The following is an 18,015-nucleotide window of genomic DNA, read 5'->3' as shown; positions in this document are numbered from 1 at the left end:
TCGGCGATCGCAAGATCGTCGGCTCCATCCGGATCGGGCGCGCGACTTATGCCGTCGTTCAAGGCGGTGACGGCCGAACGACAAGCATCGCTGTGGGGGGGCGGATTGGTGATTGGCGTCTGCGCGCCGTGCGCGAGGGCGCGGTGCTGCTCGAACGCGGTGAAGAAAGGATCATTGTCCCATTCGGCGCGGGAGCCCCCCTGCCGGCGAATGCGGCTGCGAATGGGAGTCAAAGATGAACATCAAGCCAAATTTGCTTGCCGGGATCGCCCTGGTAACGCTCTCGCTCGGAGGTTGCGCCGCGACTCAGGCTCCGGTGCCGCTCCAAATGCCCACGCCACCCGCCATCGTCGCCGAGGCGGAACGGGCGGCGCCCCAAGTGCGCTCCACGATTGTTGACGGCGAAGGACCGATCCCTCAGCAAGGCTCCGCAGCGGCACCACGCCCTATCCGCGGCGGCAATGTGAGCCTCAATCTGCCTCAGGCGGACGTCCGCGCTGTCGCTTCGTCCGTGCAGCAAGTGACGGGCATCCCGATCGAGGTCGACGCCACCGTCAATGGGCAGGTCTCACTGGTGACGCCGGGATCTGTGGCGCGCTCGGAGATCATCGGTCTGTTTGAGACGGCCTTGCGATCCGCCCAACTCGCCCTGGTCCCAATAGGCAATGGCTTTTCGGTGCGAACGGAGACTGCGGCTAAGGCACCTGTCGCTCCCGATGCCATTGGCTTTGGAACGGAAGTAATCACGTTGCAGTTCATCAACGCCGAGGAAGTCCGCAAGGTCATCGACAGTGCGATCCCCGGTGTGGTGGCGGACATCGACCCCGCAGGCAACAGGATCACGATCGCTGGTACGACCGGCCAGCGCAGCAGCGCGCGGGATATGCTGAAGCAGTTCGACGTCAACTGGCTGCGGAACATGAGCTTTGGGCTCTATGTTCCGGAACGCACCGACGCCCGCCTTATCGTTCCCGAACTCGACAAACTCATCAACGCCGAAAATGCCCCCACCCGCGGCTTGGTCCGACTCATCACGATGGAACGGATCAACGGGATCCTCGCGGTCAGCGCCAACGGTCAATATCTGGAGGATGTCCGTCGCTGGGTCGAAATCCTCGATCGCGAGGGCGAAAATGCGGAGAAGCGCATTTTCGTGTACCGCGTTCTTCACGGCCGTGCCCGCGATCTCGCCCGGACACTCAACCAGGCGTACGGCAACAGCAGCGGCGGGGAGGGGGATCAATCCGACCCATTCGGGAGCAGCGATGAAGGCCGGACCCGTTCTGCAAGCGGTTCCTCACAGACACCGCGTCCTGCAGGAACTGAAGGATCCGCCGGTGGCGCCTCCACTTCGCGGGAAAGCGCGCGCGAGGGCGACAACCGCTCTGGTTCTTCTGGCGGCAGCGGCGGCAAGATCACGGCCGACGAAGTCAACAACGCGATCGTCGTGCATGGGACGCCCCGCGAATACGCCTTGATAGAGGATGCCCTCCGCAAACTCGACATTGCGCCGTTACAAGTCATGATCGAGGCCGCGATCACAGAAGTTACGCTGACCGATACCCTGCGCTACGGTGTTCAGTGGAACTGGGCGACGGGAGATAGCAATTTTCGCGTCACCGACGGGACATCGATGCCCACCGGCTCAAATCAGGCAGGCTTCAGCTATTTCCTCGCCGGCGGAAGCATCAGCGCCGCGCTTAACGCGCTCGAACAGCGCACCAATGTCCGCGTCGTTTCAGCACCCAAGCTTGTCACGCTCAACAACCAGACCGCCGCGCTGCAAGTCGGCGACCAGGTCCCGGTATCGACAGGCAGCGCTGTCAGCGTCGAAAACCCCAATGCGCCTATCGTCAACGCGATCGAATATCGCGACACCGGTGTGATCCTTCGCGTCACGCCGCGCGTCAATGCAGGAAACACGGTCCTGCTCGACGTTTCGCAGGAAGTGAGCGACGTCAACCCCAACAGCGCTGCTGCCAACAGCAGCTCCGGTGCAGCGTCGCCCACGATCTCCACGCGCCGCATCTCAACCTCCGTCGCCGTTTTGGACGGACAGGTCATCGCGCTCGGCGGCCTCTTTCGGGATTCTCAAACGATCGGGAAAAATGGCATTCCGATCCTTTCCCGAATTCCCGTGCTCGGAGGTCTTTTCGGAAATCATGACAATCGTCAAAACCGCACCGAACTCATCGTTCTCCTGAAGCCTCAGGTCATTCGAACTCCGGACGATGGCCGCGCCGTCACCGAGGAACTGCGAGGAAAACTGCGGACGCTCGAGCCGTTTCGGACGCATGGCACCATCCCGTGAAGCAGGGTGAGGAAGGATATGCGCTGGTCGCGGCCGTCGCCAGCATCGCTGTGTTCGCGGCAATGGCCCTGACAATTCTCTCCGCGACACGGATGGGGATCGACGACGTCGCGGCCGAGCATGATCAACTCCAGGCGGGGGCGGCTGCTGACGCTGGGGTCGCGCGCACCCTAAGCAATCTCCTCGCTACCGATGCGACCCAGCGCTGGCCGATCGATGGCCGGGAACAGCGCTTCTCCTTCAGGGACGCCCGCATCCGCGTCAAAATCGAGGATGAACGCGGAAAGGTTCCGATCGGACAGTTGGATGAAGCCATGGCGACCCGCCTCCTTGAAGAAGTCGGACTCCAGGGCGATCGCCTATTGATTGCACGGGATTCGCTTCTCGACTGGACCGATGGCGATGAAGAGGTGCGGCCATTCGGCGCCGAGAGCGTCTATTATGAGCGTGCGGGGATTCGCCCGGCCAACGGCTTCCTCGCGTCGATCGAGGAATTGGGTAGCATTAGGGGATTTGACACGCAGCTCGTCGAGCGTATCCGCCCGATCGCCACTGCCTATACCGCGCGCGCAGCCTTCGATACGAAATTCGCCGATCCGCGCGCCCTTGCGGTTATGGAAAAGGGAGGTCAGGTCGGGAGTCCAGTCGCCATCGACCGGGCACGAGAACGGGATGGACAACGGACTGCGCTCGCCTTTTCCGACGCCACGGACGTTGCTGGCCGACCGCTCACGATCATTGTCGAGGCCAAGCTACCGAACGGCGCCCGGGCCGTGCGCCGTGTCGTCGTGGAAATCACTGGCAGAAAAGACCGCCCCTATCTTGTCAGGGCGTCAAACTGAGTGAAACGGCATTATTGCCGCCGACTGATCAGGGGCCTTTTGCAAGCAGATAGGCGCGCGAGATCTGATCACGGCGCATTGGGCGCGCCAAACGCCTTGCGTGCTGCCTTCATCGATAGGAACAAGCGCGTCGTCGATTGACCAAGCGGTTCAAACCCATAGCGGCCGTAAAAGGCGCTGGCGTTGTCATCGATAGGATCAACAACCATCATGCGCCCGGCGGCCTCGATCGCGCAGAGACGCGCCATCGCATCGACCAATAGAACTTCGCCCAGCCTCTTGCCTTTCATCGAAACGTCCCGGGCGAGCCGTCCGATCAGAAAGGCAGGAATCCGATCGTAACTGGGTAGCCCTTTCTTCTGACGAGATGATAACTCACTTTCCAGCACGGCATGCGCTGAGATGGTGTAGTAGCCGAGAACTTTGGTAGAGCCCGGTTCGACCGCCACAAAACAGGCGGCAATGTCGCTGCGCTCGTTCTGGCCTGCGAATTTCTGCAGATAGTGGGTGAGCGAGGGCTGCTCGCAGGTGAACATGCTTCGATCATGGTCTCCAGATAACCGCTCAATCTGGATTCTGATCTCGTTGCTCACACATGACCTGTGATCGCACGGTGACGGGCCACCGCCGCGGCCAGCGCGGAATTGGGTTCCCGCTCGCCATCGATTGCGCGCATCACCTCGGCGAACTCATCTCGGTTGAGGCGTGTCACCTCGGCATCGTCCATGGCGCGCTGCGCGGCATCCTGAACCGCTGCAGTGACGAAGGCTGCTACCGTCTGTCCACGTAGGGCGGCTGCCTGGCTCACACGGTTATGCAATGAAGGTGGCACCCGCACTTCAAGCCGTTCCGAGCGGCGCTCCTGAGAATTGGTGACCACAGCGATACTCCTTCGGCATTTATGTACGGCAATATACCGACAAATGCAACGCCGATGTGCTGTTGACACCCGACTGCATCGCCGTTGGAGGATATCGGGGGGCATCGGAAGGTGTAGCCATTTTTATGGACTACCGTAGTGGCCCTGAATGCCGACATAGCTGCAAAAGCTCATTTCTCGCAAAACGACCGCTCAGCTACAGATTTAAGGCTCACGGCCCGCCAATGCATCCGGGCCGAGTCCCCATGGGGCGAAAACGGCGGGTTCTGCCTTTGGCGTTTGAGAATTCGGAGACGAGTTGCGCGAGGACATCGTGGTAAGGGGCGCGTCCACGAGGTTGACGCGGCCATATGGGGCAGGTTTTCCTGGCGTATGATAGAAGATGTGAGCCCCAATCTGGGTTACACGGGTGAGCGTCGGCGCCCAATAGGGGCTGACATAGTTGGCGTGATAGTGTGTCGCGCCGGGCGCACGCGCAGGTATGCGATTTGCCAGCGCGTCCTCGGCGACCAGTCTGGCTTCGGCCATGACGCGTTCAGGCAATCTGCGCCTTAGCGAGCCGTCACACGTAAAGCTGAACTGGCATCCGGTGCGGCGGGTCGATCCTTCAAAGACAACGTCGCAAACGGTTCCTTGGAATGATCCGCTTCTCAGGCGATTCAGCACCACCTCTGCGACCGCTTGCTTCCCTTCCAGACTCTCGTAGCCCGCTTCGTAGGCTACAGCGAGAGTAAGACACTCCGATGCTCGGGAATAGTCCTCCATCGATGGCGGAATCTGAAGTTGGGCATGAATCGGGTTACTGCTTACAAGTGCAGCCCCTCCGGCAATGGCACCAATGATAGTTCTGATCGACTGTGCGCTGGTGCTTGAGCTTCGTTGCCAACATCCAACATTTCGTGACCTTGCATTGGCGATCCGGATGGTCTTACAGATCACGGCATGTCCATCCTTCGTAGTAATTATACATAATAATTAATGAGTTATTATAAATTCACATTAAAAAGCGAATCAATGATTCACAATTTTTGGTTTTATCTTTCGATAATGCCAATTGTACAGATATGATTCAAATACAAATCTATATATTGATGAATTTATATTTATGATGTCATGGATATGAAAAGATTTAACGATATTGACCTTGAGTAATGTTCCACGGAATTGCGGATCAAGCGACGACAAAACGATGAAATTTGCACAATCCTGGCATAAAATTATCTCCATTCCGGCTGCGAACAGCGGCCGCTTCCGTCATAACTGACCTTGGGAGCAAGAAAATGATCCTTAAACTGGGCGCAATCGCAGCCGTGTCCGCTCTCGGGCTATCCGTTTATGCATTCCAGTCAGCGCCGGAAGTCGGGTCTGGTGCGGCGTCAGCCGTCGTCCCGGCTACAATCCCGACGGGTGTCGACGCCAAAGCGTCCAAGATGATCCCGGCGCGATTGCTCGATTGCAGCCTCGGCAGGATTTCAAATTTCGATACCCAGCGAGAGCAGGATCCATCGGAATACACCTATTCCAGCCGCCACAAGTTCAGCCTGTTCCTGCCCGAAACGCCGGTCCGCACCGCACCGCCACCCGAAGCGACCGCGCCACCGGAGCCAGTTGATCCTCAGACCAGGATCGTTGCAGATCCCGATGGTATTGCGCGCGACGCAGAAGCTCATGCCTTTGATCGCGTCGTCGATTTCTGGCCGCAGCGCGTAGAAATGACCAAGCCAATCAGTGAGGTCGCGGTGAAACTGGTCGTCATCGACGGCATTGCTCCAAACCAATCCACTGCAACCATGTTTCTCACCAGCGCCAACGACGCCGTCACCTTCGACCTCAAGAACCTCTACTATGGCCAATGCGGCGTAAAGCTCGGCAATCAGGCTCAGGCTGCGGCCTCCGCAGCGCTATAGGCCAAAGAGAACACGAGCTGCCCTTCACTCGCGGTAGAAGTTGCTGCGCCAAAATTTGCACTTTGATAACGTGCCGGGCATGCCCCGGCAGGATGCCCTTTCAGGCGAATGGCATGGCGGCAGCCGGCCTCGTGGGGGCTAGGGAAGAGGGGCCGCCCTTCTGGTGGGAAGGAGCCCATGCTTGCAGGTTTCCCGCACATCCGCCTCTTCCATAGCGCGGCAGGAGTATCATTCAATAAACTGATATTGAACGACAAATATTAATTTTCATCCTGCGCTTGCCAGTTCTCGGCGCCGAAGTGTCTCTCATAATAGAAGCATGTGCGGATCGAAATTTCCACGTACTGTGCCCGCTGAAGCTGGAAAATGAGGCCCGGCTAACCAGGCCTCGGGGCATGGATTTGGAGATCGGTCGCCCATTGCATCTACAGGAGATGACGATGGACGAGACAGGCATTGACCTTGATGTGCTTTCGGTTTCCAATGTCGGGGCGGCGCTTCCCAGCAGCGCTGCGCGCCTCGCGCCTTGGCAGGTCAAACTTGCCAAGAAGGGCATGGCGGAACAAATCGCCACCGGAATGCGGATCGCAGACATCGCGGTGCACCTCGACCTTTCCGTGACGCATTTTTCAAAAGCCTTTCGCAACTCCGTCGGTGTTGCGCCCTATCGTTGGTTCTTGAACGCCAAGATTGCCCATGCTCTCCATTTGCTTGCAGAAACCCGCTGGTCCCTGGCCGAGATTGCCAACGCATGCGGCTTTTCCTCTCAAGGCCATTTCTCCAAATCCTTTTCGGACATTACCGGGATCAGCCCAACTCAATGGCGCCGTCGGCACCGCGAAGCTTCCCTACAGCCGCGTGCCGGCCAGACGGTCAAGGTCATCCATGAGATGTGATGCTATGCCGTTCATCGTTCCCTGGATTTTACGCCGGGGGTACTTCCTCCGAGGTTGATACTGGGGCAGCGATAGCTCATGGCGGCAGATAATGAGCCTGGTCGCGCATGGCTTGCTGGCTGCGAGGCAGTGGATCGGCCCCTGCTGTATCAGTTGACCATATACCGGTCCCAGAGCGCGCCAACTTCATGCGCCATCGGATCGATGCGATCGCTCAGTCCTTCAGGCGAGCACATGCCGAAATTCCTTTTGCCAGAATGGGCGTGTCAACGTGTCTACTGAATAGAGGCTGGCGCACGCGTTGCTCGGAATCGTCGTGACGATCGCTGCTGGCAAGGAGGGGCGCTCGCGTATCGAGGCTGATTGAGTTGCCGAATTCCCGTCCATCCTTTTTTTACAGGAGATGCTGATGGTTCATGGCGCTTTGCCGGCAGGCAAGAGTAGTTTGAGCGATGATGCTGACCGCCAGCCGGTAGATCAAGTGCTGAACAAGATGATTCACACCCGCCGAAACCACAAGGGGATGAAACTGGCCCCGTGGCAACTGAAACGAGCGCAGGAGTTGATGTTCGACCAAATGACCGGTGTTCTTGAGGTAGCGCAAATCGCCCAGGGGCTGGGAATGTCGACGGCGTACTTTACGAAAGCGTTCAAGAACACTGTCGGTATTCCGCCCTATGGCTGGCACTTGCGCCAGCGTATCACACGCTCTGCGTCCCTACTGCATGACCAGAAGCTTACGTTGAGCGAGATTGCCGCAGAATGCGGCTTTTCGGATCAGAGCCATTACACGAAGGCATTCCGGCGCCTGACCGGCATTACCCCGGGAAGATGGCGCAAGAAACTGAGGGCGGGACCTGTCTGTGTGGAAGACCTGATCAAACCGAACTAACTGGAAGTTTTAATGAGGCTTTTGCTGGCGACGCCTTCTGGTCAAGATGTCCGGCTGTTGGCCGATCGCTCGGTCGAGCGCCAATTGCAGATGACCTGTCGCCTCATCATCTCGCACACTATCGAGAAGACTAAGGGCCTCGATCATCAGCGCAATGGCCTGCTGCCGTGTTTGGGTGACAACCTCGGATTGCATATGAGGTTGAAGGATCTGCTTTTTCTGGGCGAATTGCTTCATATCTGCGTCGAGTTCGCGCAGGCGGCGTTCCACGATGAGATCAATGGCCATCGGCGAAAGCCCGGCTCCGGGGACGGCGCTTTTAATGCCAGGCGCGCCTGTCGATTCTGCACAATCGGCGACGCTGTGCCCATCGGTCGCCAGCAAAGTCAGGGCGTTCTCGAGATGCGGCATCGCGATCGATGGTCCCGAGTTCAATTCCCGCAAAAGCACGATCGCGTCGTTTATGGACTCAGCGGCAATGGCGCAGAGGAATTCGTCATTCTCCTCGTTGTCCTCAGCCGACGTGCCAGATTCGGGTGACTTCTCCATGATCGATCCTGCGTGACCTTACGAAAACAAGTTCGTGCATCTCAATTGGGCAGCCGGAAGCACGTTCCGAAAATGGAAGTGCTATAGCCCCGCGAAACCGGGCATTGGAAACCTGAGACTCAGATCAGGCGCGAACGCCTTTAGGCCGGGGCCTTGGACATACGCGTCCGCTGCCCGGTAGCCAAAGCTGGCCGGCTCTGAGTCATTGAGGAGGTTTCCACGCCTCCGCTCGCGTCTCCACGAGCAGCAAGGTCGGTAAGCAAAACCTCGAGTAATTGCAAGAAGACGGTGTCTCACAATTGTCTCAAGGGGATACATCGGCATCCCCGACCGTGTCGCTGTGGCATGCGGAGCTCAAGCGCGCTGCTTACATCCCCCACCTCCACTCCGATTGCGATGCAGCAATCCCCTAGGAGAATCCCTAGTGCAGGGTGTCTAGTTTCCTGGTGTGTCACGCCGATGACTTGGAGCGATGACGGCCAACCAGGCACGCAGAAGGTCGCACGCGCTGCCGCTCCCGCTAGGCCGAAAGCAACAATAAGCGCCCGAAATCTCGAAATTAATGCCTCTTCAGAAGTGCTGGCCAAAATTCAGATCAAGTCCGGAAGAATGCGGGAACCCACAACTGAAATGGCGACCGGAATCTGCTTAACCGTTCGCAGTTAGGCGCGCGCCTGTCGCCGCCGGATTTGAACGGTCGAGCAGGGGGACGGCGTGCGAGAAGCCACGCGGCAGATCGATTATTCCTGGCGAGGACGCCAGACGTCACGCCGATCGTCGCTGATTCCAAGCGTGAACGGCCAGCGCTTCGTCGATCGTGTCGTAAAAGGACAGCCTGTTGTTGGCGAGGACCGCTCCGCGCTGGCAATAAGCGCGCAACGTTTCCGGCGCATGAGAGACCATGATGAGTGTCCCTTCTCGGCCGCGGCTTGCCAACGCTTCCTGCGATCTCTGGCGAAAGCGCTCGTCGCCCACGGCCGTAACCTCGTCGACGAGATAGCAGTCGAAGCGGATCGCGAGGCTGATCGCAAAAGCGAGCCGTGCCTGCATGCCGGACGAATATGTTCGCACAGGTTGATGCAGATAAGCCCCCAGCTGGGCAAAATCTTCGACATAGGCAAGCAGCGGTGCCGCCGGACGGCGATAGATGCGCGCGATAAAGCGCGCATTGTCAGCCCCCGTAAGGCTGGACTGGAAAGCGCTGGAATAGCCGATGGGCCACGATACGCTCATCCTGCGAGTGATTCTACCCGATGTGGGATACTCGACGCCCGCGAACAATCGCAGAAGCGTCGACTTTCCGGCTCCGTTGGCGCCGCACACACCAATCGATTCGCCCCGCTGAATCACGAAGCTGGCGTCGTGAAGAACCGTCTTGCGCAAATTGCGCGCGTGATAGGTCATGCCGACATTCGAGAAACGGATCATGTCACAGGCCCCATACAGAATAAGCGACGCTTCCATGCCCGATCTCTGATCATCTTGCAAGCATTGTCATTTCTGTATGTAGTATATGAAAAGTATAGAGTTACCGGAGAGGTGAATTGACTCAATCTCTCAGTAATATGGAGCGAATATCTCGCCTGTATGATCCGACTTATGTTTACCGTGTTGAAGATCTTAATGGAGGCGTGCCTGTCCAGGTTTGCATCGAAGGTCGGATGCTCAAGGACGGAGAGGGGACAGGCGTCACCAATTACGCCCGGACGCTGAACCAATGCTTGCACGAGGCGGGCGCTGAACCTTTGATCCTGGGTGATGGCGATAGCAATCGGCCACGTTCGCGCGCACTCCGGTGGCTCGCGGCAGCTCGGCGAGCGCCAAGAATGGCGCAAGCGCCCGACAACGCGCCCAATGTTCCAGCCGTTCCGGACCTTTTCCGCGAGGCTCAGGTTTTCTTCAATATACATGGCCGAACTTTGCCTGTGGCCTTCAAAAACCCACCGGTTGTGATGCATTGGACCTATCCAGTTCCTCTCCATGTCATCGGCGCGCGCAACCTCTATACAATTCATGATCTTATACCGCTCACGCATCCGGATTTGACGCCCATCCCGCAGGGGCGCCATGCGCGTATTCTCGATGCGATCCTTGAACGCGCCGATCTGCTCGTCACAGTGACGGAGGCGATGCGCTCCGAGATAGTCGAACAACTAGGCGTCTCATCCGATCGCGTCGTTAGCACGTGGCAAGCGGTCGATGCGCCGCTCCAGGCTGATCCGCCCTTGCCAAAAGGCATCAAAAGCGGACGCTATTTCCTTTTCTGTGGTAGGGTCGAGAGCCGAAAGAATTTGATAGCCCTTGCCGAGGCTCACGCCCTCAGCAAGTCATCGCTGCCTCTGTTGGTTGTCGGGCCTCGTGTTCCCGGCGAAGAAGCGCTTGAGGAGGCACTGAGGTCACATCCGACGGTTCGCCGGCTTGACTACCTGCCACGCCCTGACTTGCTTGGTTTGATCCGTCGGGCCCGGGCGCTGCTTTTCCCTACGCTCGCGGAGGGTTTTGGCCTTCCGATCGCAGAAGCAATGACATTGGGCTGCCCGGTCTTGACCAACTCGCGGGGAGCAACGGCCGAAGTCGCGGGCGGTGCAGCTCTGCTGGTAGAACCCGACCGAATACCCGCAATTTCAGCGGCGATAGTCAGGCTCGATCAGGACGACGCCCTATGCGCGCGCCTTCGGACGGAAGGCTTCGCACGCGCGCGCAACTTTACACCGGAGCGCTACGCGCGAAGGCTGCGGGCTCTATATGCGCGTGCCCTCGCGCAAAACGAAGAAGGCACATTAGTGTCATGAGCCTGCCGCCAGACCTTCGCATCGGAATCGATGGCTTCAACTTGGCATTGCCCCAAGGAACTGGTGTTGCAACCTATGCTCGAACGCTGGCCGAAGCCCTCCAGGGCATGGGTCGACGTATCGATCTCGTTTACGGGCTGGATGTCAGCCCCAAAAGTGCGTTGCACCAGCGAGAAACCCTCTTCTTCGCCGCGCTGGCCCAAGGCCGATCGGGCGAAGAACCGCCTGCAAAAATTACACCTTGGGGGCGCGTTCGTCGTCTCGCCATGGGACCTGGGGCACGTGATCTCGTCGAAGTGCCCGTATCGGGCCGGGTCGTGCGCGAAGGCGTCGGCGCTCGCGTTCCAGCTTTTGACCGTCTGTTCACACTCAATCGTCTTTTCTGGATCGGGCGCCGCTATCTGTTACGCTACGGACGATTGTTGCCAGTCCGGATGCCGGAACCACCCGCCATCATGCACTGGACCTACCCTGTACCAGTCCGGCTCGTTGGTGCGCGCAACATCTACACCATTCATGACCTTGTTCCGCTGAGGCTTCCTTACTTGAGCCTGGAGAACAAGGCCTATCATGAGCGGCTGCTGCAGGCCTGCGCAAGCGCCGCAGAACATATCCTGACCGTATCAGATGTGTCGCGTGGCGATATCATGGAGCAACTCGGCTTTGCATCCAACCATGTAACCACCATCCATCAGGCGGTGCCGGACATGCAAACGCCAGCGGGCGAACCTGAGGTCGAGGCGAGGCGCCTGCACGCTCTATTCGATCTCGAACCGCAGGGCTATTTCCTGTTCTACGGAGCCACTGAGCCCAAAAAAAATGTTGGCCGGCTGATCGAAGCCTATTTGGGCTCCGGCATAGATAGGCCGCTCATCATTGCAGGCCCCACCGCATGGCAGTCCGAAGGCGAACTGCGACTGCTTCAAGGCGCCCACGGCAAGACACTATCTCGTGCCAGCCAGATCCGCAGGATCGACTATCTGCCGGCAGATCATCTCGCTTTGCTGTTGCGCGGAGCACGGGGGTTGGTGTTCCCCTCGCTCTACGAGGGCTTTGGCTTGCCAACGATAGAGGCAATGCGCGCCGGGGTCCCGGTGATTGCGGGCGATGCCGGGGCCCTGCCTGAGATCACCGGCGGCGCTGCTCTGCTGGTTGATCCCTATGACGTAAGCGCAATCAGTGCTGCCATGGCGCGGCTGGATACCGACGCCGAATTGCGAGCACGACTTATCGCTGCCGGAAATGAGCGCGCCGAAAACTACGCGCTCGGACCCTATCAGTACGCTCTAAACCAGCTTCATTTGCAGTTGCTGGAAGGCGAGCACCGCACTCCCTTTGCCTTATCCGGAGCTCTGTAATGTCTCCCCGAAATTCCTTCGCCTTCCGGACGGGAATATGCTTGCTGCCCGCTTTGCTGGCTGGCTGCGCGTCGCTCCCAACCAGCGGGCCGACCGGTGTTGAGATCGTACGTGCACAGCGTGATCTCGGAAAATTCGAACTCGTTGAACTCGATGAGGCCGTCGTCGCGGAGTTGGAAGCAGCGCCGTCGAGCGGTCGAGGGCGCCTCTCCGTTCTGGCTCAACCTGGGGATGTCGATAGGATTGGTCCCGGCGACATTCTTCAGATATCGATTTTCGAAGTCGGCGCCGCGCTTTTCGGTGGCAGGGGTGCCACGCTTGATCCTGCCGCTCCGGCAACTGGCTCGGGGGAAACTCTGCCTCCCGTAGTCGTCGGGCGCGACGGCTCAATCACGCTCCCATGGGTCGGCCGCATTCAGGCAGCAGGATCGACCCCGGACGAACTTGGTATGACCCTTACCGGGCGCTACCGTGCAAACTCGGAAAACCCTCAGGTGATGGTCGCAATTCGAGAGAATGTGAACAATACGGTTGTGGTGCAAGGCGACGTGAAGAAGCCCGGACGGTTGCCTCTCACACTTGCGCGTGAACGCGTTCTGGACGCGATCGCTATCGCCGGTGGCCTTGCTAACCCCACTGCGGATTCCCTGGTAAACATCAGCCGTGGCGACCGCAGCGCAGAAGGGCCGCTGAGCGCGATCGAACCAGGATCGATCGACGATCTGCAACTCCTGCCACAAGATCGATTGTCAATCACATTTCGTCCTCGCACGTACACCCTGCTAGGCGCTGCGGGAAAGCCTGCGGAGGTGCCTTTCCAGAACATGCGCGTATCGCTTGCCGAGGCCTTGGGCCGAGGGGCAGGCCCCAATGAGAACCAGGCGGACCCGCGCGCGGTGTTCGTTTTTCGCTATGAGCCAGCTAATCTCGATGGCTCCCCGGCGGAGGGCGCCGTCCCGGTCGCCTATCGCGTGAATATGCGCGATCCAATGGCCTATTTTCTGACTCAGCGCTTCGAGATGCATCCGCGCGACGTGGTCTATGTCGGCAACGCGGGAGCCAACATCCCCACAAAGGCAATGCAAATCCTCAATCTCTTCTTCTCGCCCTTCTATACTGCAAAGGTCGTGACCCAATGAACATGGATCAAGGTGCGATCGAACCCTCGGGAACGCCTTCCCAGAACCTGCGGCGGCCGACACTTCTGGATGTGGCACGGGGCTATAGAATGTTTCTTGGACGGGAGCTTGAAGGCGCGGCCATCGCTGGTTTCCATATCTCGAAATCGCCTGACCTGTGGAACCTGATCGAAACGATTTGGTCATGTCAGGAAGCCCAGAACCGCCGCTTGGTGGCTTCGATGGAAACGGCCCAACGATATCAAGAGTCTGATATCCTCACCCTTGAAACCTCTCACGAACAACTTGATCAACTTTACCAAATCACACTGGAAGCATGGCGTATACGCGGACTTGGGTCTTACAGGGAGGAATTGCGTCGCAATACCGCCAGGTTTTCGGGCAGAAGCGGACGGTGGAACCGCGCCCACACCCTCGAAGCGGGGCGGTCTGAACTGCAGCACTTGACCAAAGCTCTCTCCCGCTTTGGTTGGGAAGCGGTGCAGGGCCTCACCATTACGGCGCTAGGCCCGGAAAGCTTTCGCCTATTGCAGGGAACGGAGGATATCGACGCCAGATTGATCGGCTTCGAGCTGCTTACCACGGACCTGGCAGGCGCCAACCAGACTCAGCTTGAGAGCGGCCATTCCTCAGCGAATTTCCATCCAATTGCCGACTTCCGCGAGCATGCCGATATCGCTGACTTGTTCTACTCGATCGGTGGGCTTCAATATGCGCCGCCGCCGGTTGCAATCGATATCGTGCGGCATGCTGTCAGTTGTCTTAAGCCTGGCGGAATTGCGGTCTTTCAGATTCCGACATTTTTGCATGATTACAGCTTTGACGCTGTCGAATATCTTGCGGGGAAGGGCCAAACACTCACAGGTGAACTGCACGCTGTGCCTCAGCATGCAGTTCTGAACCTGCTTGCAACCGAAGGCATGCAGGTCCTGGAGGTGGTGCCGGATGCAAGCATCGGCATACACGGCCTTTCCTACCTCTATTTTGCGCGCAAAAACTCCGATTTCGACGCAGGGCGAGCATCAGCCTCGGAGACGAGGCGACTGACAAATGAGAAGGATGATCACGTGGAACAGACTTTGACAAATGACGATCTTGAGCACTCTATTCAAAATCGACAGTGGTTTCATCGCATCGATCTTGGCAACGGCGTCATCACGCCGGGCATGGACGACACACCTTTCAAGCTGCCTGCGCTCGTGCTGCCGGATGATCTGTCCGGCAAAACAGTCCTCGATGTTGGCGCATGGGACGGATTCTTTTCCTTCGAGTGCGAGAGGCGTGGCGCGGCTCGCGTGGTCGCTAGTGACTCCTATTGTTGGGATGGCGAGGATATCCAGGATGGCGGCGGTTTCCGCCTGGCTCATGCCGCACTCAACTCCCGGGTTGAGCGTCTGAATGTCAGCGTAGAGCAGCTGGACTCGGCCATCCACGGTACGTTCGACTATGTGCTATTTCTAGGTGTGCTCTATCATGCGCGCGATCCCCTCGGCTATCTCGCAAAGATGCGGTCGTTATGCCGCGAGGTCACGGTTATCGAAACTTGGGTCGATGGACTTGATATCGATCGACCGGCGATGATCTTCTACCCCGGAGGCGCGCTTAACAACGATGCATCGAACTATTTCGGGCCGAACGAATCTGCGGTGATTGCTATGTGCAAGGAAGTCGGCTTCTCAGAAGTCGAGGTTGTAAACCGTCACTATTATCCCAACCGCATGGTTTTCCATGCACGCGTATGAGCGCCAATTCCCGCTTTGATCGAGGTATAAGGAGGGGCGCCTATAGCGTCCCCCTTTTCATTCAGGTCGCACAAATTCGTACACTGTTGCATAGTGTGAATTGACGCATGGGTGCTTCGCGAACCGAAAGCCTGCAGTCTCAAACAAACGTACCAGAAACTCCTCCTGAAAGCCTAGTTCCATCCAACCGCGGGCGTGGGTCACCGCAATATTTTCGCCATCTAAGCGGATGCCCCAAGGGTACGGCATGATATCAGGCGCGTTCGTGACAATGGGCTCGCCCGCGAGCAGAACCTTTCCGCCTGGTTTCAGAAGCTCCGCGAGACGATGGACCAATGACTGAAAATCAAGACAATGGTGGAAGCTCTCGTAAAAGAATACGAGGTCATAGGCGTGCGATTGACCTGCGGGATTATAGCCGAATGTCCCTATATAGGGAGTGAGATCGACCTTGTAGTGTTCCGACGAGGCCGCCACGGCATTGCAATAGTGCGCACTGATATCCACGGTCTCGACGCTAAAGCCTATTCGAGCGAAGGTGAGTGCGATCTGCCCAAATCCAGCACCATATTCCAGAATGCGTGGACGCTGACGGGCCGTGAGGCCGCTAATCTTGAGAATATGTCCCATCGCCATGAGATGGTCGCCGGCGACCATAGCATCATTTGCCGAATAGAGTCCTGGACGTCGTATCGGATCGAGCCTGGCAACCTCAGGCGTTTCCTCATCACGATCAGGTTGATAATCTGATCGCCCAGTAATGGCTCGCCAGAGGGCGAGCTGCTGATCGCGATAAGGGGTCCCGAGAGGATCGAGATCGTGCCGATACCATGCCGGCAGTTGGAAGCGAGCTTCCTTGATCTGCTGGCTCGACCCGGGATTATTGAGCTGGCGCCAAGCTTCACCAGCCTGCTCGATTTCGAAATGGCGGGGCGCTGCACTCATTTCGCACTCCATTTTTGGAGCACATCGGCTGAAACGCTCAAGGTTGCGTTTGGAAACTGGTGGTCATCGAACCAGAAGCGACCTTCACATACGAGCGCCACGCGGGCCTCAAAGCCGCGGGCAACAGCTTCTCGAGGTACTTCTAACCAAAAGGGCAGGGTCGCGTCGGCCTGGAGAGCGCCGCTGCCGAAAGAGAAGCGGGCACTGCGGGGTTGTGTAAGATCGTCACCGGGCGAGATGATTCTTGCACCGACTCGAATTAGGTCTCGCTCGAACCGTTCGATCGAGAATGCCTTTGGCGAGCTATTGCGGAGCGTACCGCGCAAAGCAAAACCTCCCTCTTCGGATGGCGACAGCGCTGGATCGAGTGCTATCTGATGCGCGAACGCTGAAAGCCATGACCGCTGTAGATGATGAGGTTTGGGAAGCGGCCGGCCATGGTCAATCGCCTCGATCATCCTCGAGAGATAATTGGTCTGCGCCAATGCTTGCTCAAGAGCGGAATATGGAATCCCCTCAATCCTATCGAGCCTGATCCCGACTGCGGGCCGCAAACTTCGAGCGAGTGCGATGTCGGTGTCAACCGTGTCCGAAGAACTCGTTATATGGACAGTAAGCGCGGAGGAGGTGAGGTGAGGGGGCGGTGGGGAGGAGGCAATGTCGTAAGCCATTGCGACGGCTGCGGCATCCAATGGTCCGGCACCTGGTGCCGCCGACGGCGCCCATGTTATCACGCGTTCAGCGCGCAAAACGCTGCCGAAAAACAACGCGGCTCTCGCACCTGCACCAATCCCGAAGCAAAAGATGCGATGCCCGTTGCGTACCCGTTCGATGAGCCGGGCGCGCGCAATTGGCAGTTCGGATGAGAGCCATTCGTCAGCGATCAAAAGGCGGTTGCCCAGCGATTGTTCCAGGCTCGAAAAAACGGCCAGCGCCGGACGTCCCAGCGGATCCACATCAGGAAATCCAAGCCACAATGGACTATGTCCGTCTTGCCTATCGATCTGGACAGGTCGTGCCGGCTGACTCCCGGCTTTCATGCTTTTTTGCCGATCAGGATAACGCCATAATGGCCACCATGATTGGTGTGCTGAACCGTCAAGCGGTGGATCCCCGCCTTGTTCAGAATGACCATCACCTGGCCCAGATCGTAATCGTACATTGTCATTCCGCCAACTGGCGGAGTGAATACCAGCGGCCTATAGAACTCTCCATCCCACCGCAGGACCTCAGCGCCATCTTCCTGGGGCCGGCAAATACCCATTTCACGGCCAATCGTGACGTGCAAGGTTATGGCACCTCCGCTGCTCAGCTTCGCCACCAGGTCCGCGATAATCTTAGTGCCCCGGCTGGGATGAATGTGCTGGAACACGATTAGTGAATTGATCCAGTCGACCTCGACGTCCGGCACCTGGTCCGTGTAGATGGTGTTCTGAGAAGCGTTCTTCCGTGCGATCTCCAGCATACCCGGCGCCACGTCGACGCCGTAGACCTTCTCGGCGACCGTTGCCATCATGCGGGTAAGGCGGCCAACCCCGCATCCGAAATCGAGCGCGTTCCTGGGTTTGAATGCACCATATTGTGTTTGAAGTATCTCAAGCTGCCATTGAAGATCCCGGCGACCACTTTCCCAAAAGCGTTCCAAGGCTTCGTCGTTGATGTTGCCGCGTAGATAGGCCGGGTCGGTGAGGACGCCGAAATAAGGCTCCGTGGCCGCAATTTCTGCCCAATCTGAGTCGGTGTCTTTCATGTCATTTTCTCT

At 58.1% G+C, this 18,015-nt stretch carries 17 protein-coding genes; 9 read left to right on the top strand and 8 right to left on the bottom strand.

The genetic code is table 11. From position 1 onward, the window contains the following. The first annotated feature begins 235 nt into the window (after positions 1-235). Positions 236-2,311, top strand: a complete 2,076-nt coding sequence (gene gspD, locus DFR49_RS02475) for a type II secretion system secretin GspD (protein WP_004211608.1) — start codon at positions 236-238, stop codon at positions 2,309-2,311. Continuing rightward, on the top strand, positions 2,308-3,153 hold the full coding sequence (locus tag DFR49_RS02470) for a type II secretion system minor pseudopilin (RefSeq protein WP_004211609.1): 846 nt from the start codon (positions 2,308-2,310) through the stop codon (positions 3,151-3,153). Before gspD ends, DFR49_RS02470 begins: the two co-directional genes overlap by 4 nt. A 68-nt stretch (positions 3,154-3,221) precedes the next feature. On the opposite strand, the gene DFR49_RS02465 is transcribed toward DFR49_RS02470, so the two are convergent. From DFR49_RS02465 to DFR49_RS22485, 3 genes are all read right to left on the bottom strand, one after another. Next, positions 3,222-3,746: a hypothetical protein gene (locus DFR49_RS02465; RefSeq protein WP_080604513.1), complete on the bottom strand. Its 525-nt coding sequence runs from the start codon at positions 3,744-3,746 to the stop codon at positions 3,222-3,224. Further along, the gene (locus DFR49_RS02460; protein ID WP_004211612.1) at positions 3,743-4,033 is read right to left on the bottom strand and encodes a type II toxin-antitoxin system TacA family antitoxin; all 291 of its coding nucleotides are present in this window, start codon (positions 4,031-4,033) and stop codon (positions 3,743-3,745) included. The genes DFR49_RS02465 and DFR49_RS02460 overlap by 4 nt, the downstream gene beginning before the upstream one ends. A 204-nt stretch (positions 4,034-4,237) precedes the next feature. Next, the gene (locus DFR49_RS22485) at positions 4,238-4,798 is read right to left on the bottom strand and encodes a cell wall hydrolase (RefSeq protein WP_080604515.1); all 561 of its coding nucleotides are present in this window, start codon (positions 4,796-4,798) and stop codon (positions 4,238-4,240) included. Between the two features lie 515 nt (positions 4,799-5,313). Between DFR49_RS22485 and DFR49_RS02450 the strand changes: the two genes are divergently transcribed. The 3 genes from DFR49_RS02450 to DFR49_RS02440 all read left to right on the top strand — a co-directional run bounded on the left by DFR49_RS02450 (position 5,314) and on the right by DFR49_RS02440 (position 7,728). Then, a complete protein-coding gene (locus tag DFR49_RS02450) occupies positions 5,314-5,940 on the top strand; it encodes a hypothetical protein (protein ID WP_004211616.1) in 627 nt (208 codons plus the stop codon). Between the two features lie 395 nt (positions 5,941-6,335). Continuing rightward, the gene (locus DFR49_RS02445; protein ID WP_051156916.1) at positions 6,336-6,836 is read left to right on the top strand and encodes a helix-turn-helix domain-containing protein; all 501 of its coding nucleotides are present in this window, start codon (positions 6,336-6,338) and stop codon (positions 6,834-6,836) included. A gap of 409 nt (positions 6,837-7,245) precedes the next feature. Next, the gene (locus tag DFR49_RS02440) at positions 7,246-7,728 is read left to right on the top strand and encodes a helix-turn-helix domain-containing protein (protein ID WP_004211619.1); all 483 of its coding nucleotides are present in this window, start codon (positions 7,246-7,248) and stop codon (positions 7,726-7,728) included. A gap of 9 nt (positions 7,729-7,737) precedes the next feature. Here the strand turns inward: DFR49_RS02440 and DFR49_RS02435 are convergent, their stop codons facing one another. Beyond that, the gene (locus DFR49_RS02435) at positions 7,738-8,277 is read right to left on the bottom strand and encodes a hypothetical protein (protein ID WP_004211621.1); all 540 of its coding nucleotides are present in this window, start codon (positions 8,275-8,277) and stop codon (positions 7,738-7,740) included. A gap of 765 nt (positions 8,278-9,042) precedes the next feature. Next, entirely contained in the window at positions 9,043-9,705 is a 663-nt protein-coding gene (locus DFR49_RS02430) for an ABC transporter ATP-binding protein (RefSeq protein ID WP_037492149.1), read from the bottom strand. A 137-nt stretch (positions 9,706-9,842) separates the two neighbouring features. Between DFR49_RS02430 and DFR49_RS02425 the strand changes: the two genes are divergently transcribed. The 4 genes from DFR49_RS02425 to DFR49_RS22155 are packed head-to-tail and all read left to right on the top strand — an operon-like array spanning position 9,843 to position 15,308. Beyond that, entirely contained in the window at positions 9,843-11,069 is a 1,227-nt protein-coding gene (locus tag DFR49_RS02425) for a glycosyltransferase (RefSeq protein WP_080604516.1), read from the top strand. Beyond that, the gene (locus DFR49_RS02420) at positions 11,066-12,427 is read left to right on the top strand and encodes a glycosyltransferase family 4 protein (protein WP_004211627.1); all 1,362 of its coding nucleotides are present in this window, start codon (positions 11,066-11,068) and stop codon (positions 12,425-12,427) included. The genes DFR49_RS02425 and DFR49_RS02420 overlap by 4 nt, the downstream gene beginning before the upstream one ends. A 41-nt stretch (positions 12,428-12,468) precedes the next feature. Continuing rightward, on the top strand, positions 12,469-13,566 hold the full coding sequence (locus tag DFR49_RS02415) for a polysaccharide biosynthesis/export family protein (protein ID WP_169331142.1): 1,098 nt from the start codon (positions 12,469-12,471) through the stop codon (positions 13,564-13,566). Then, the gene (locus tag DFR49_RS22155) at positions 13,563-15,308 is read left to right on the top strand and encodes a methyltransferase domain-containing protein (RefSeq protein WP_004211631.1); all 1,746 of its coding nucleotides are present in this window, start codon (positions 13,563-13,565) and stop codon (positions 15,306-15,308) included. Before DFR49_RS02415 ends, DFR49_RS22155 begins: the two co-directional genes overlap by 4 nt. Before the next feature lie 57 nt (positions 15,309-15,365). Here DFR49_RS22155 and DFR49_RS02405 read toward each other — a convergent pair whose 3' ends face one another. Genes DFR49_RS02405 through DFR49_RS02400 form a run of 3 tightly spaced genes read right to left on the bottom strand, consistent with a single transcriptional unit; the run spans position 15,366 to position 18,003 of the window. Next, positions 15,366-16,253 carry a class I SAM-dependent methyltransferase gene (locus DFR49_RS02405; protein ID WP_004211632.1) on the bottom strand — a complete coding sequence of 296 codons (888 nt, stop codon included), beginning with the start codon at positions 16,251-16,253 and terminating at the stop codon, positions 15,366-15,368. After that, positions 16,250-17,230 carry a hypothetical protein gene (locus DFR49_RS21575; RefSeq protein ID WP_147373613.1) on the bottom strand — a complete coding sequence of 327 codons (981 nt, stop codon included), beginning with the start codon at positions 17,228-17,230 and terminating at the stop codon, positions 16,250-16,252. Before DFR49_RS21575 ends, DFR49_RS02405 begins: the two co-directional genes overlap by 4 nt. 59 nt (positions 17,231-17,289) lie before the next feature. Continuing rightward, on the bottom strand, positions 17,290-18,003 hold the full coding sequence (locus DFR49_RS02400) for a class I SAM-dependent methyltransferase (RefSeq protein ID WP_004211634.1): 714 nt from the start codon (positions 18,001-18,003) through the stop codon (positions 17,290-17,292). Positions 18,004-18,015: the final 12 nt, after the last annotated feature.

This window comes from Hephaestia caeni (assembly GCF_003550065.1).
Taxonomy (GTDB): domain Bacteria; phylum Pseudomonadota; class Alphaproteobacteria; order Sphingomonadales; family Sphingomonadaceae; genus Sphingomonas; species Sphingomonas caeni_A.
Note: the sequence above shows the minus strand (reverse complement) of the source record. Positions and strands in the feature narration are given on the sequence as shown.